The organism is Nitrosopumilus ureiphilus, assembly GCF_013407185.1.
Lineage (GTDB): Archaea > Thermoproteota > Nitrososphaeria > Nitrososphaerales > Nitrosopumilaceae > Nitrosopumilus > Nitrosopumilus ureiphilus.
Genome location: NZ_CP026995.1, coordinates 605,754 through 620,322, shown reverse-complemented (window position 1 = coordinate 620,322; position 14,569 = coordinate 605,754). Strand labels below are relative to the sequence as shown.

The following is a 14,569-nucleotide window of genomic DNA, read 5'->3' as shown; positions in this document are numbered from 1 at the left end:
AGTTGTGATAAAACATGGCAAAGATTAGTGGTGAATCATATTGGGTCGTGAATATCGTGATAGAATCTACATTAGGAAGGATGTATTGTTGAAACTTTTTGAATTTGGCGAGATGAATCAAAGTAGATTGATGAGTATTTGTGGATTAAACAATGTAAAACACAAGGGAATTTTAGATGATATGGTAAAAAAAGAGATGATAGAAAGAAATATTGAACCTTGGGGAAACAAATCCATAATCAAATACAAGATATCTGATAAAGGTAAAGAAATTTTCAAACAGGTTTTAGAACCATACGAAGAACTATTTCCAAGAGGAAATAAAAATGAGTAAACCCAAAGACAACAACCATGAAAGCATCTTTGAGATACTAGATGGGATGATGTTCCAATTAAGCAGAACAAAAAAGATGTTCATGGTGATGATTCTAACCGTTTTGATTATTCCTCCTATTGCTTTACTTGTTATGACATCTACTTTGGAATCTCCCTTCCATGAACAATTTGAAGAACGTCTTCAAGAAAGATTAGCAAGTGGAGATATAACTGAAGAAGAATATCAGGATATGAAACATAAATTTGGAGAAAAAAGATCTAACCACTTTTTTCGTCCCCCACAACTAATTATTTTTGTAATTTCCTTAGTGTGGTTAGGGGTGGGAATTAGACAATGGATAGTTTTATCTAAATGGGATAAAAAATACCAACAATTCAAAGAAAAACAAGAAGAGATTGACAAAAAATTTGAAGATGAATCTAATGATGAATAATTTGCTTATTCATACTTCAGAGAATGAAGTAATTACTTAAGGGGATGAATCATTTTTGTGGATGAAAATGGATGCGATTAGGCATGAAAAAGATCTTCAGTCAAAGTAATCATTTTGTAAAATTCATCTTCATTTGGAACATACTTGACAAATTCAACTAAACTTGATAGTCTGAAACAATTTGCAATGTCAGCCACAGGATACTTGGTATTGGTAAGATCTAATAAAATATCCTCATTGGCGATTTCTTTATTCAACTTTAATTCATAACTCAAGAAAAGTTGAATAGCTTGATTGACTTTTCCATATGTTTCTTTGTATTGCTTTTCTTCAAAATTCTCTTTTGCTTGTAGGATAAAATTATTTGATGCTAAGATGTAATCAAATTTTTTTGATAAACTCTTTGAAATCACAGGTTTTACTGGCATTTTCTTTTTTATTTTCAGTTTTTTGTACAAAAAGTACACTGTAACAACTATTGGCAATATACCTAAAAGAGGTAGTAAGTATGAATAATCACTTTCAGGTTTTTCAAGATTAATTTTGGTTAATTCATCTACATCAAATTCAGCATTTATGGTTGCAGTTTGAAATTCTTCATTTTGATATTCTAATAAAATAGATGTCATATTTTTATCGAAAGTAAATTCCAAATTTTGTTCTGCAAATCTTTCTGTGGCTAGTTGTTTTTCACATTCTTGAAAGGTAGAATCTTCTCTAAGTTTTGATAATAAACTATCCCTCTCTTCTTGAGTTTGCTTTTGTAGTTCAGTTAATGTTCCATTTACCATACTGCCCTTAATTTTGGCCCATTTCCCTTGTTCATTTTCATAATTTACTTCAAATTAATAAAATTTGCTTAACAATGTATTGTATTCTTTTAATTTAATATTGTTAGAAAATATCACATTAGAAAAATATGTAGACATATACTTAATAATCATAGTTTACAAATGTAAAAAAATAATTTTTCTAAGATTCAACTCCCATGGATTTGAATAATTTTCAGGAATAATTTTTTTTAGATTTACAAATGTAAATCGAAAGTATTAAACAAAGAATAGAGAACGTATTTTTGATGGATAATGGATAAAAAAGATGGTTTGGTTTTAGTTGGAATTTTAATAGGAACTGGCGTTCCAGTAGCATTGATGTTTCTAGTGGCAAATGGAATAATCAAAACTCCATTTTCATAGATTAGACTTTTGTTTATGATGCAACATATTTTTAGAAAAGTAACAGAAGTTATCTAAATTCTTGGCATGATGCTGAGTTTAGACTTTGTAGTTACTGCAACCATACTAACTATTGCAACTACGAGAATCATCATTACTATGGTACCAAATTCTGGAACTACTTGTTTTGTGGTTATCTCACTTGAAAAATCCACATATTGTTCATCGTGTCCAAATCCTACAGATTCAACGCTAATTACAACAGGCATGTCATCTGACGCATCTACAGGTAAAGTAGAAGTCACATGATTATTAGTAATCGTGCCCTTGTGCATATGACCCTCTTCATTTAGTAAAATTTCAGAACCTTGAGTTGCCTGGATATTGTATGTAATGTGTTCTACGCCATTACCTTCAAGATCGGTAATAATAAGATCAATTGTCATCGCCTCATTTGCAACTCCATCACTAGCAATAATTTCTGCCATCATTTCATCAGGTTGTACTATAGTTGCCATTTGAAGTACAGGTTCAGCCATAGCTTCTTGTACTGTAATTGTACCTTGCATCCAAGTATGTAACATACAGTAGTATGGATATTCACCTGCAGCATCTGCAGAAAATTCAAAGGATTGATCTGCGTTTAATATTCCAGAATCAAACTTTCCATCAGAGCTAGGAGAAAAACCATCTACGGTTCCAGAAGTAAATGTGTGTATTCCTGTAGTGTCAATGTTGGTCATTATTATTTTTTCACCAACAGGTACTATTAGTTCACTTGGAGTGTAGCATTCATTTGTTTCCTCACATCCAGGAGTACTCAAATTACCAGGCCCTGTTGTAATGCTGACTTGTGCAAAAGCAGATGGAAAAATACTGATAACAGAAATTATTGTAAAAAGCAATAAGATTGAAGCTAATGTCCTCACACACATCATCTATACATGGTAAATAAAAGGATGTTGATATTATAAAATAAGAAATTGGAATAGAGGATTAACCCCATTACAATCAATGAAGACATCAGCTTTGGGCCAAGTCTACAACATACAAAGTCCCATTAAATATAAGATTGATGATCTTAGATGAGGATTAATCTCAAGACGCATAGAAGTTCAAATCCTAAATTTTTATCTTAAGGCTGCATTAATAAGAAAAAGTTCGATTTGAAACAAGTCTAAAGTTTAGCCCAACCTCGTTCAATTAATTTATCTACAGTTGTTGTTTTCACACAAGCAGGATTATCATCCATATTTTTGAATACTAGTTGCAAGTCTTCTTTACATATTACATCTATCGAAGATATTCCATTTGCAATTTGTTTTAGAGGAGGCATTTTAGAATGGAAACGCCTTTCATCATTTTCTTCTATAGAATTATTATTCATATTATTGATTAAATAATTTTCTTTAGATTCTTCTGTAATTTGTTTTACCATGAATTCAAAGGTTAACGTTTCTGTGTTGTTTGTTATTAGAATAAGCTTGTATGTTCCTGGAAGTTCATTGAAAAAAAACGTTTGTGGTATTTGCCATTCACTATGAGATGTTGATGGTGAAATTCTCGTTTCTTTATTTATTGTTGTCCAAAGATGATTATCTCTAAAAAATTTTATTTTATCAGGAATTGTTCCATTTCCTCCTATTCCATAAAATGATCCTAAATCTACTATTGTTAATTTTGTATTGGGATCTTTGATAATCCCAATAGAGCTGTCAACAACACTAAACACGTCTACTGATTGAGTTCTAAATTTTTCTTCTTCAGCAAGTATATCACTACTAAATATCAACGTCAACAAAAGTGTAAACAAAGAAATCACATTAATTTTTTGTAAAACCATACTTGTTTAAACCTGAACTAGGAACTCATAAAGTGTTCTAATCTTAGTTACAAAATATTATAAAATTGAATTATATTTTTTACAATATCCAAAGCAATTTTATATGCATGAATTGCATATTTTGTAAATCCGTTTATTGTGACTATAATTAATCCTGCATAGATCTTATTTTTTCTTTAAAAATAGAATATGGCTGTGCTCCCAAAATTTTTTCATATTTTCCACTGGAATCCATTATTATGAATGTTGGAAGTCTATTAATCCCATTCTTCTTTGCCTCATATATGCTGTATTTTATCTTCTTTTCATATTTTTTAGTGTCTAGACATTCTTCAAATAACTTCATATCCAATCCAAGTTCCACAGCATATTGTTTTAGGTGATTAACATCTATTTTATTTTCTAGCACATTACGAAATAATGCGTCATGATAATCCCAGTATTTTTTCTGATCATTAGCACAGTATGAAGCAAAAGATGCAAGTGGAATGTCTTTTGTAAGTTGTGTATCAATAAAGATCATATTGATTTCTCCCTGATTGATATAATCCCTGATTATATCAGGCCTAGTTTCCTGAAACCATGTTTGACACTCAATACATGGATAATTTCCAAATTCAATTATTGTGATAGGTGCTTGAGATGAGCCTAAAAATGGAGAACCTAATGATGTTGTGATGGTTCCAAAATTTTTACTAATTACGATTTCTGAAGTATAAGGTTGAGTGAAAAAAACACCATATGTTACAAATCCGGCAACTATCAATAAAATTATCACAATGGATGTTTTCAAGATAAAAATTAGTTTTTGAACTTATTATTTCTTTTTTAATAAATAATTTCATTACAACATATTTCATAATGCTTAGACTTTTTGAATTTTAATTTTTCAATTGTAAAGTAGATAAACTAAATATCTCACAATATTATCTAGATCATGAGTTACGCACATCCTGAAGTTTTAGTTGATACTGAATGGGTATCACAAAATCCCCCAAATGAACATAGAAAAATAGTTGAAGTTGATTATGATCCAGTTAATGGATATCAAAAAGGTCACATTAATGACGCAACTCTGATTTGGTGGAAACGTGACATTAATGATCCAGTTACAAGAGACATCATTAGCAAAAAACAATTTGAGGCTTTAATGGCTAAAAACGGAATTACTGCTGACACTGAAGTGATTCTTTATGGTGACTTTAACAACTGGTTTGCAGCATTTGTTTTCTGGGTTTTCAAAATCTATGGTCATGAGAATCTCAAAATAATGAATGGTGGACGAAAGAAATGGGAATTAGAAAGTAGAGATTACACTACTGATGAACCACAATTACCATCAACAACATATGTTGCACAACCTCCAGATGAGGGATTACGTGCATACTTGTTTGATGTAAGCAGAGCATTAGACAAAGAAGACACTGTAATGGTTGATGTTAGATCGCCTGCAGAGTTTACTGGTCAAATCACTGCTCCGCCAGAATATCCGATGGAGCATGCACAAAGAGGCGGGCATATTCCGGGCGCAAATAATATTCCATGGGCAACTGCAGTCAATGACGCTGATGGAACCTTCAAAGCAGTTGAAGAACTACGACAAAACTATGAGCCAAAAGGTGTAACTCCAGACAAAGATGTAATCTGTTATTGCCGAATTGGAGAAAGATCTTCTCACAGTTGGTTTGTCCTAAAATATCTACTTGGATATCCCCAGGTTCGAAACTATGATGGTTCTTGGACTGAATGGGGTAACATGATAGGAAATCCTGTGGAAAAATAAATTGCTTGTATATTTTTTTATATTTTAGAATGCCATGTTACCAAATCTCCAATTTCAATATTATTTGTCATGGTAAATCCACCATTGACTTCTAAGACGTATTTTGCAGGCATGTTAGAAGTATAATTTGGACATGATTCAATTATACATGGAGGTACATTTTCTTTTATGTCGATTATTCTAAAGTCTTCATCTATAAACAACATATCTAAGGAAATCAATGTATTCTTCATCCAAAATGATCGTTTCTTTTCACTATCATACACGAACAACATACCTGAATCCCAATCCAGATTTTGTCTAAACATCAACCCATTGATTTGTTTTTGAAGTTCATCTGCAATTTCCACATTTATTAAAATTACAGAGTTATCTGATTGTATTGATAATGTTGCAATATCCTGAACATATGATGGCTCTTCAATAATTTCAATACAATCAAAAAAGCTAAAATTTTTTCCTTGTAATGAACAGTCATACATAATTCCAATTTGTAAAGATCCTAAAACAAGAACTGCAATAATGATTGTAAGAAGCCATCCATCTTTCTGCATATATGTATAGTTTCACGTTGTAATAGTTTTTTATTTATTGTTGCTCTAAAAACATCATATTTTTTACAATTGTAAAGTAATATCAATTAATACTTGAGTGGTTTTATTTCTAAAGAGTTAATGTGTCAATAAAATTCTACGAGCAATATGGCAATTGAGAAATGGCTTGCGATAACCAGTATGGGGTTATTTGTAATGTTTGCAGGAGAAATAATTTCTGTATATAATTTTATGATTTATGTACCTGAAAATATTGAATTTATACAGGTATTTGAACCAGATCCCAAAATATTTCAATTCATTTCTATTGGAGTTGCACCAGCTGGGATTTTAGCAGCAGTATCATATATCATGTCAAAACAATATGGTTCTAAATCAATTGGTAGTATGATCATGATTGGTGGTGTGATGATGTTTATCGGAATGTATGTTTCTTACTCCATGTTAGATAAAATTAATGAAAATTATCTTACAGATGTAGTCATGTATGTACCGATTTTGTTTATGGTCCTATCGGTTCCAGTAATTAGTGTGGGATTTTTCTTAACTAAACAAAAAAAGAAACGTCCTAAAAAAGAATATTTCTAAAATTAGCGTAGTAAAAATACCAATGAGAGGTTTAGGAAAGATGAAGTTTTCTTTATAAACAAAAGTGAGAAGTGTTTAACTGATCTGACAAAATCCGATAGGAGCATTATTACACTTTTGGGAATATAGACAGACCAAAAGAAATGTCACAAATTATCCAGTAAAATGTATGAAAAATTAAGAGAGTAGTTCATCCTACACCAATCATTTCTATTTATTGATCCTCCCTCTTCTCAGAAAGCTGTTAATTTTCTATTATGTGGTATGAATGTATTTTAAAAAGAAAATGATTTAAACACAAAAATTAGCTTGTAATTGTGACGAACCCTATACAAAAAACAATTCCTATTTCAGAGTTTTGAATTTGAACGATAATTTAACATAGAAAATATTGACTGTTTCTTTTAATGAGTGACTTTATCAGAAATTAGAATTATTCATTTTAGATCCTCTTTAGGGAGAATATGCATGCATTTGGTGATGAAAATGGATGTAGATAGGCATGAAAATAAAAATTACAGTAATCATTTTATTAAATTCAAATAAAGTGTGAAACCATGAAACCAATAATTATTATCGTAATAACAATTATTGTTTCAGTTGTTGTGTTATGGGCAGTTTTTGGTCAAGAGTTTTCAGATTCAGAAGGATTACAAAATGCAATTGATGCATGTACTAAGGAGATTGACAATATGGAAACAACTGGTCGTGATTTAGAAAGTTGTTTGGATGATGCTTATAATCAACATGGTAGTACAGAAGAAAAACAAAGTTGGTTTGATGATGAGCATCAAGACAAAGATTAAATTAATAATTCTTTACATTTGAAAAAAATAAATGATGATAAACAAATTATAATTTTACAATTGTAATGTACATAAATTAAGTATTAGAAAAAAATAAAGTGATTGTGAATAATGTAGGTTCTAAACATCAACTGGAATGTCATTTATCATGATGAAAATTTTAATAAAAAATGAACAAAATTAAAATAAAAAATAATTTTGTTAGGCGACATATACTGGTTGGAATTATTGCTATTTTTCTAATGTTTATTTTTTGGGTTTCACATTATGAATGGGATGATGAAATGCGATTATGGCGTGCATTTGGTGATGTTGGCTATTCATTACTTTTTGTGGTATTAATAATTGGACCATTAAGTAAATTGTGGCCACGTTTGAATTCTTTGCTTTCATGGAGAAGAGAAACGGGCATATGGTTTGCAATTATGGCATCAATTCATGGAATCTTAATTGTGAATGGATGGGCAAATTGGGATGTTCTCAAGTTCTTGGGTTATGAGTTTGTTCCACAATTAGATAGAATTGCTAGAATGGAGCCAGGGTTCGGATTGGCAAACGTGATAGGTTTTGTAGCAATCTTGTGGATTGCAATTCTTGCATTAACCTCATCAGACAAGGCCATGAAATGGTTAGGAGCATCATCTTGGAAGTGGCTACATACAGGTTCAAACATTGTGTTTTATCTTGTTGCAATCCATACAGCATACTTTCTTTTTATGCATTATACAGAATCATTTCACAAATCGGTCCCTCCACAAAGCACATTCACAATTCCATTTATTGTAATGAGTATCATAGTCATAGTTTTACAAATTGTATCATATGTAAAAATTGTAAAATCAAAGAATAACCATATTAAACAAAAATAATCGTTTATGTTTTTGATTTAGAAAAACATTAATTCAAAGTATTTTTCCACGTACTTTTGAAAAATACTAACCATGTAAATACGACTGCAATCAAAAGTCCAATTTTTACTGAAGTACTTTCACTAAACCAAATTCTTGATTCGTCTTGTGAAAATATAGAATCTTCATCGAAAAAAGGTTGGCTAGTAACAGGATTTATCATAATTTCTACTGGAGAAAAATTATCAGTAAGAATTGGAATAGAATCAGTTCTCATTCCAGACATATGGTAATTTTCCAAATATTTTGTATCTGCTAACAAGTTATTAGCATTGTTTTGTATAGACAAATTTTCAAGTTCAACTCTAGTCAATTGTTCATTATTATTAATAGCTACAAAAATTAGATTTTGTACAATATTTAGATTGTTCTCGGCAGTAGTAAAAACATAGACAGTTGGAAATAAACTAGTCATTGTTTTGTATACGGAACTAGGCAGATTAGAGGTATCTCCTTCAAGTGAGCCTATCATGTTTGAAACAACTACGCCGTCAGGTTGAAGATGATCTTGTAATATTTGAAAATACTCTTGTGTTAGCAAGTGAAATGGAACATAGTCAGTAGCAAAAGCATCTAAAATTATTAAATCATATTTATCATCAGAATTCATCAAAAATGTTCTTGCATCTTCATTGAAAATTTGTAACCTAGAATTATCTTTTAATGAAAAATAGGTTTTTGCCACATCTATAACTTGAGAATCAATTTCAACAACATCAATAAAGGAATTGGGATAAGTGTCTAAGAAGTTTTTTGGGCCTGAAAAACCACCACCCCCTACAAACAAGATTTTTTCGAGTGAGGAATTAAACAATTGCCCCAAATGAAAATACTTGGTATACGTTAAAGTTAGGTCATTCGGATTGTCTTTGTCCATTTGACTATGTCGCATTCCATTAAGATATAGAGTTCGTTTGTTATCAGAATCTACAACATCAAGATGACTATACTCAGTTTCTGTTTCAACAATCACAGTTCCAGTATGAGGCATCAAACCTGTAACTATGGAAGATGAAGGAGTAAACAAAATTAAGATTACAGCAATTGTTAATATTTTAGGCAAATTCTTTAATCCTAACAAAGAGACAATCATCAATGTAATTCCCAATCCAAAAAGAACAATTCTTACTTCGAGGGTTGGAATCAAAACAAAAATGGTCAAAAAGGTTCCAAAGATACTACCTACAGTAGATATAGAATACAAAGTTCCTGAAACATTTCCAACTTGACGAAGTGTTACAGTACCAAGTTTGATCACATAAGGAGAAACAAATCCCAATAAAGTTGTAGGAAAGAAAACTAAAGCAAAAGTTGCAAATAAAGAAGAAAATTGATTTTGAGGCAAGTCATTTAATGTGAATCCCAATATCGCAGGTGCAATAAATGGCACAAATACAATGTACAGTCCTGCAGTAAATACAACAGAGCAAATTTTTCTAAATGTAGGATCTCTGTCGGAAATCTTACCACCAAGAAAATATCCCAGACTCAAGCCTGTCAAAATCAGACCTATCAAACTACCCCACGTGTAAGTAGAACTACCAAAAACAGGCGTAAGAACACGACTGATAATTAATTCCATGGACATAACTATAGCACCAGAACCAAATGCCAACAAACAAAGATGGAAAAACTTCCCATGAAAGATATTTAGCTGTTTTAAGTTCATAGTAATGGTAAAATCAATAAATTATCATTACTTTTTAAAATTTGTATTATCAATCTTTTCTATCTTGAATTCTTTTTGTTTTACCTGTTTTCCCACAAAATTTGTAAAAAAAATAAATATTAAACATTAGTACTTTACAAATGAAAAATTACTATTTAAAAAAACTATGAATTTTAAAATTATACAAAAAAAGATATTAATCTAAGAAAGAGTTTACTGTGTATTTTATTTTATATGTGTATGATTGTGATTTTCACTTTACAATTTGATTTTACAATTGTACATGAAAAAATATATTCAACGATGATTTTAACAACAATGAATGAATTTCATTTCAAATATAACAATTAAATTCTATTGCAACATGGAGTTAATAGTTTGATATAGGGATAAACGAAATAGTTTAGTTTTATCTGGAATTTTAGTAGGAGATGGAATACCCGTAACACGGATGATGTTAGTAGCAAATAGAATTATCAAGACTCCGTTTCCATAAATTTAATTTTTCTGAAAAAATATTATTTTAAAAATACCCTACACATTAAGATTCAAAACATTTTGTTTTAGATTTTAATGTCTAGGGTAAACTATCTCTAGAAAAGTTCAACTCCACGAAGATTCACCTACCTAATTGGGGTTCAAATTGGATATAGATAGGCATGAAAATAAAAAAATGGTTGGATCAACGAGACAATACGGACAAAATTGGCATTGCATCCCATTGGTGCAGGTAATAATTCAAAATATCAGAACAGATATTCTCATATTTTTTGAAAAATTCTTTTGCTTCATTTTCTGTTGCCTCAAATACTGCCATTGATGATTGTTCATTATCAAATGCACCAGACCACATGATTCTTCCCTTTGATTGCCATTCATCCACAAGTGCTGTAATTTGTGGTGCAATCATTTGCAAGTCTAGAGAAGTCGTATCTTTTTTGACATTACTTACTAGTACCCAAGGTTTTGTTTCTTCTTGACTCATAACTAATCTGATAGAAATTTTATTTTAAACATAATGATGAATTTCTTATTCTATAACAACGATATAAAATGAAAATCCAACAATCACAATATGGTTTATGTTTTTAGAATACTATTGTAAAATACTAGGCATCTATAATAATTCGGCAATGATAAATCATATTGGTCTTGAATGTTTGGTCTATCATTCCTTTACATGGCATTACAAGATCAAGAATCATTGAAAAATGGGTACATTATAGTTATTCATCCTGACCTACCAGGAAGTATTTCTATTGGCACTATTGGTTCAACAACCAATTTTTCCAATGTATTCTATCTAAAGAAAAAATACCTACGATTGCTGTACACCAAAAATTGTTTTAGATTCATATTCCAGGCTTTTAAAATCACTAGATTTCTTAAATTACAGATAACTCTACAATTTTCACTTGGCAGCAAAACTCAAACCATCACTAGTAGAAAAATACGATATTTCTCATAAAATGTTCAATGAACTTATACATTTAGAATCAAGATACATTTTATTTTCAATAATTAAAGAACCAAAAACAGTTCTAGATATTTCTAAAGAATTGAAAATTCCACTCAGCTCAGTATACAAACAAATCCAAAGTCTCAAAGAATGCTCCTTAATTACAGAAAAAACAGATTTTACAGAATCAGGACATATTGCAACATTTTATCAGAGTTTAATCAAAGATGCCAAAATCAGCATTACAAAATTTGAGCCCTCAATTTCATTTTCCAAAAACAAGATTACAAAAAAATGACCAAGCAAGCATCTCCAAAAATATGTGTTTTGTGTGCGCAGGTGTTTATACGATATACCCACTAACAAAATCAAAAAATTGCGTCCTAAATGCAAAGGACTCTTGGTTCCATGAGAATTGGCTTGCGGGGGAATTTGTGAACGATATAGGTCAGAAAATAAAAGATATGGTCAGGGAGTAAAAAGATGTATTTCATGTGATGCATATTTAGAGTATGATGGAATACAATGCCCATGTTGCAGAACACATCTTCGTGGAAAGAGAAAAAGTAAATGATTGATTGATCTTTGAAAAAATTTGATGTTTTAGTTCAGAATTCTCAGATTGGTGTTGAATGTGTTTCCTGTGAAGAAATTTCATGTTTTTTAAATTTCATGTATAAAACTATTCCAAGCAGCATTAATGCAGGAACTAGTATTATGGCAACTAAAAGTTCGTAATAGATATCTAGTCTCTGTGCAGGCTGCACAACAGTTTCAGACGAAGTAGTTTTTTCTGAATTGTCATATACTATTGTGGTAAATACAACTGTACGAAATATTGGTTGATCAACAGGTGCCCTTGCAGCACTAGATATGCCAGAAGAGCCACTGCTCACGATATTTTGAAACATGATTTCTATCGGACCTGATGTCTCAAAGATGACATTTCTATAATCCCCACCAACTTGGGTTACCCCAGAATCTTGGAATACTTTTTTTCCATTTTGAGTTATGATTAGGTCATATTGCATCTTGTCTAGATTTGAGTTTGTCATGGCATCATATGTCTGATAAATGAATTTAGTTTTTTCAAATGTTTTGATAACATTTGGCTCCCATGTAATATCAAACTCTATTAATTTATCAGGAGTATATTGTATTATTGGAAATGTTTCTATTTTATTTCCTGCCGCATCATGAGGAAAATCAGGTATTATTTGTTTTACAATTACAGTTCCGCTCATCCATGGGTGAATTACACAAAAATAATTGAAGATACCTTCTTTTTCAAAAGTATATGACCAAGACTCATTTGGCATGAATCTTTCACTATCAAATAATCCATCAGGCTTACCAAGATCTTTGGCATCCATCCATTCAAATCTTCCTGAACCCTCACCACTAGTTACAGTATGTCCCTCTCGATCATCATTAATCCAAGTTACGGTATCCCCGGTCTGAATTGATAGTATTGGTGGATTATACCAAACCACTGCAGGAGTGTTTAATTCGGGATTAAAAGCACCAAAGGGAATGCCAATAGTAAATTCTTCAGCATCAGCATCCAGTACGTTACCTATAGCAAATAAGATAACGATATAACTAGAAAATACAAAATACATTGAAAATTTTCTAAACTTTGTTGCAAGCATAGAAATTAACTACTCTGTGCCGCGATAAATAATTATAGAATTTTACAAATGTAAAGTCGATGATTTAATTATCATAAACCAATTTTAACAAATGTAAAGTTCTCAATCTAAGTATGTATTACTCCTAAATCAAATAATGCGGAAAAATCTAATCTGTATAACTACGTGCAAAAAATTCAACAGTCTTTGCAAGGAGGCGATAATGAAATAGAATAGTCGTTTCCCTCTCCAAGTTTTTTTATTTTTTTAATTTAGCTAGTTGTTCATTTATTTTTTCAATATTTTTTTTCCAAATGGCAATTATCTCATTTTGTTTACCTATTTCTTTTTCCAAATTTATTTTTGATTCATCACCAATTATTTTTATCTCATTTTCTAGACGTTTCTTTAGCTCTTGATGAAACTTTAGTTTTTGTAATGCCTCATTTAGTTTTTTTGCATGATATTTTTGGACTTTTTCTGTAAAGAAATTTAAAATAACCACCCAATTTGATACATTATGTTAAATCCAATAATAAGACTTAGTGTTCCTGTCACATAACGAAATATTTTTTGGATTGATGTAAATCTAGTTCCAAATGCAAATGGAATGCCAATCAAGCTTCCTACAAATACCATTCCAGCCATAGAGCCAACCCCAAAGACTGCAATAAATCCCAAAATCATACCAATATCATTCATGGAAAAAGCAGTCAAAACTACCAAACTTCCACTTCCCGCCAATCCATGTATCAGACCAATTAGATATGATTTGTGAGTGTGTCTATGTTCAGAGTCATCATGAGTATGTTTTTCAAGATGAATGGTTCCATCTTTATGCTGATGTGGATGTTTGTGTTTTAATTGGATTTTTTTATTAAGAATTGTTGTTACCCCTAAAAATACAAGCATTATCCCAACTATGAATTCAAATCCTGAAAAGATTTTGTCCTGTATTGTTAATGCAAATGCATATACCAAAAATCCAATTAAAACAAGGGTTGTAGTATGCCCAGATCCCCAAAGTACACCTAAAATTGATGATTTTGTTATGGATTCTCTGATTAGTTGTTTTGTAGATTTTGCCATAAATTTTGATTTTAAGATCTGAGTACTTACCGCTGTAACATGATCTGGCTCAAATGCATGTTGTATTCCAACTGCAAGTCCCAACCCCATTATCAATAAAGGTGAAAGAATTCCAATGTGTTCAAGAGTTTCTTCAATCATATCAGATGTTATTCATTATGACATCGTATTTACAATTATAAAGTATGTAATTATTGTACCAAAAATTATCAGCAAAGAAATTTTTGTGTTAGATTTTATCTTCAATTTGATTTACTGACAGATTTTATTGTAGATAATTACACTATTTTACAA

At 30.8% G+C, this 14,569-nt stretch carries 17 protein-coding genes; 7 read left to right on the top strand and 10 right to left on the bottom strand.

What is annotated here, in order from left to right:
• The first annotated feature begins 40 nt into the window (after positions 1-40).
• Both C5F50_RS03520 and C5F50_RS03515 read left to right on the top strand, forming a co-directional pair.
• Positions 41-334, top strand: coding sequence for a hypothetical protein (locus C5F50_RS03520; protein ID WP_179372313.1), 294 nt, complete (start codon positions 41-43; stop codon positions 332-334).
• Complete coding sequence (locus C5F50_RS03515) at positions 327-770, top strand: SHOCT domain-containing protein (RefSeq protein ID WP_179372312.1); 444 nt, start codon at positions 327-329, stop codon at positions 768-770. Before C5F50_RS03520 ends, C5F50_RS03515 begins: the two co-directional genes overlap by 8 nt.
• Before the next feature lie 77 nt (positions 771-847).
• Here the strand turns inward: C5F50_RS03515 and C5F50_RS03510 are convergent, their stop codons facing one another.
• The 4 genes from C5F50_RS03510 to C5F50_RS03495 all read right to left on the bottom strand — a co-directional run bounded on the left by C5F50_RS03510 (position 848) and on the right by C5F50_RS03495 (position 4,581).
• Entirely contained in the window at positions 848-1,561 is a 714-nt protein-coding gene (locus C5F50_RS03510; protein ID WP_179372311.1) for a hypothetical protein, read from the bottom strand.
• A 458-nt stretch (positions 1,562-2,019) separates the two neighbouring features.
• Positions 2,020-2,874, bottom strand: coding sequence for a PEFG-CTERM sorting domain-containing protein (locus C5F50_RS03505; protein WP_179372310.1), 855 nt, complete (start codon positions 2,872-2,874; stop codon positions 2,020-2,022).
• A gap of 248 nt (positions 2,875-3,122) precedes the next feature.
• Complete coding sequence (locus C5F50_RS03500; RefSeq protein ID WP_179372309.1) at positions 3,123-3,788, bottom strand: hypothetical protein; 666 nt, start codon at positions 3,786-3,788, stop codon at positions 3,123-3,125.
• 148 nt (positions 3,789-3,936) lie between these two features.
• Positions 3,937-4,581 carry a DsbA family protein gene (locus C5F50_RS03495; RefSeq protein ID WP_179372308.1) on the bottom strand — a complete coding sequence of 215 codons (645 nt, stop codon included), beginning with the start codon at positions 4,579-4,581 and terminating at the stop codon, positions 3,937-3,939.
• Positions 4,582-4,725: 144 nt separating this feature from the next.
• Between C5F50_RS03495 and C5F50_RS03490 the strand changes: the two genes are divergently transcribed.
• The gene (locus tag C5F50_RS03490; RefSeq protein ID WP_179372307.1) at positions 4,726-5,571 is read left to right on the top strand and encodes a sulfurtransferase; all 846 of its coding nucleotides are present in this window, start codon (positions 4,726-4,728) and stop codon (positions 5,569-5,571) included.
• A gap of 17 nt (positions 5,572-5,588) precedes the next feature.
• On the opposite strand, the gene C5F50_RS03485 is transcribed toward C5F50_RS03490, so the two are convergent.
• Positions 5,589-6,125, bottom strand: a complete 537-nt coding sequence (locus tag C5F50_RS03485; RefSeq protein WP_179372306.1) for a DUF192 domain-containing protein — start codon at positions 6,123-6,125, stop codon at positions 5,589-5,591.
• 147 nt (positions 6,126-6,272) lie between these two features.
• On the opposite strand from C5F50_RS03485, the gene C5F50_RS03480 reads away from it, so the two are divergent.
• The 3 genes from C5F50_RS03480 to C5F50_RS03470 all read left to right on the top strand — a co-directional run bounded on the left by C5F50_RS03480 (position 6,273) and on the right by C5F50_RS03470 (position 8,388).
• The gene (locus tag C5F50_RS03480; RefSeq protein WP_179372305.1) at positions 6,273-6,713 is read left to right on the top strand and encodes a hypothetical protein; all 441 of its coding nucleotides are present in this window, start codon (positions 6,273-6,275) and stop codon (positions 6,711-6,713) included.
• Positions 6,714-7,270: 557 nt separating this feature from the next.
• Complete coding sequence (locus C5F50_RS03475; protein ID WP_179372304.1) at positions 7,271-7,519, top strand: hypothetical protein; 249 nt, start codon at positions 7,271-7,273, stop codon at positions 7,517-7,519.
• Between the two features lie 170 nt (positions 7,520-7,689).
• Entirely contained in the window at positions 7,690-8,388 is a 699-nt protein-coding gene (locus C5F50_RS03470; RefSeq protein WP_179372303.1) for a ferric reductase-like transmembrane domain-containing protein, read from the top strand.
• 28 nt (positions 8,389-8,416) lie between these two features.
• Here the strand turns inward: C5F50_RS03470 and C5F50_RS03465 are convergent, their stop codons facing one another.
• Both C5F50_RS03465 and C5F50_RS03460 read right to left on the bottom strand, forming a co-directional pair.
• On the bottom strand, positions 8,417-10,042 hold the full coding sequence (locus C5F50_RS03465; protein WP_179372302.1) for a spermidine synthase: 1,626 nt from the start codon (positions 10,040-10,042) through the stop codon (positions 8,417-8,419).
• A gap of 736 nt (positions 10,043-10,778) precedes the next feature.
• Entirely contained in the window at positions 10,779-11,081 is a 303-nt protein-coding gene (locus tag C5F50_RS03460) for a hypothetical protein (protein WP_179372301.1), read from the bottom strand.
• Positions 11,082-11,511: 430 nt separating this feature from the next.
• Between C5F50_RS03460 and C5F50_RS03455 the strand changes: the two genes are divergently transcribed.
• Positions 11,512-11,853: a winged helix-turn-helix domain-containing protein gene (locus C5F50_RS03455; protein WP_246282125.1), complete on the top strand. Its 342-nt coding sequence runs from the start codon at positions 11,512-11,514 to the stop codon at positions 11,851-11,853.
• Between the two features lie 319 nt (positions 11,854-12,172).
• On the opposite strand, the gene C5F50_RS03450 is transcribed toward C5F50_RS03455, so the two are convergent.
• The 3 genes from C5F50_RS03450 to C5F50_RS03440 form a co-directional block, all read right to left on the bottom strand.
• On the bottom strand, positions 12,173-13,207 hold the full coding sequence (locus C5F50_RS03450; protein ID WP_246282124.1) for a cupredoxin domain-containing protein: 1,035 nt from the start codon (positions 13,205-13,207) through the stop codon (positions 12,173-12,175).
• Between the two features lie 238 nt (positions 13,208-13,445).
• Entirely contained in the window at positions 13,446-13,691 is a 246-nt protein-coding gene (locus C5F50_RS03445; RefSeq protein ID WP_179372300.1) for a hypothetical protein, read from the bottom strand.
• Positions 13,679-14,416, bottom strand: coding sequence for a high frequency lysogenization protein HflD (locus tag C5F50_RS03440; protein WP_179372299.1), 738 nt, complete (start codon positions 14,414-14,416; stop codon positions 13,679-13,681). The genes C5F50_RS03445 and C5F50_RS03440 overlap by 13 nt, the downstream gene beginning before the upstream one ends.
• Between the last annotated feature and the right edge of the window lie 153 nt (positions 14,417-14,569).

Bases quoted from the DNA above. Each gene is read 5' to 3' on its own strand.
- C5F50_RS03450 (WP_246282124.1), bottom strand. From the start codon at position 13,207: ATGCTTGCAACAAAGTTTAGAAAATTTTCAATGTATTTTGTATTTTCT.
- C5F50_RS03440 (WP_179372299.1), bottom strand. From the start codon at position 14,416: ATGATTGAAGAAACTCTTGAACACATTGGAATTCTTTCACCTTTATTG.
- C5F50_RS03480 (WP_179372305.1), top strand. From the start codon at position 6,273: ATGGCAATTGAGAAATGGCTTGCGATAACCAGTATGGGGTTATTTGTA.
- C5F50_RS03510 (WP_179372311.1), bottom strand. From the start codon at position 1,561: ATGGTAAATGGAACATTAACTGAACTACAAAAGCAAACTCAAGAAGAG.
- C5F50_RS03460 (WP_179372301.1), bottom strand. From the start codon at position 11,081: ATGAGTCAAGAAGAAACAAAACCTTGGGTACTAGTAAGTAATGTCAAA.
- C5F50_RS03490 (WP_179372307.1), top strand. From the start codon at position 4,726: ATGAGTTACGCACATCCTGAAGTTTTAGTTGATACTGAATGGGTATCA.
- C5F50_RS03500 (WP_179372309.1), bottom strand. From the start codon at position 3,788: ATGGTTTTACAAAAAATTAATGTGATTTCTTTGTTTACACTTTTGTTG.
- C5F50_RS03485 (WP_179372306.1), bottom strand. From the start codon at position 6,125: ATGCAGAAAGATGGATGGCTTCTTACAATCATTATTGCAGTTCTTGTT.
- C5F50_RS03470 (WP_179372303.1), top strand. From the start codon at position 7,690: ATGAACAAAATTAAAATAAAAAATAATTTTGTTAGGCGACATATACTG.
- C5F50_RS03515 (WP_179372312.1), top strand. From the start codon at position 327: ATGAGTAAACCCAAAGACAACAACCATGAAAGCATCTTTGAGATACTA.
- C5F50_RS03475 (WP_179372304.1), top strand. From the start codon at position 7,271: ATGAAACCAATAATTATTATCGTAATAACAATTATTGTTTCAGTTGTT.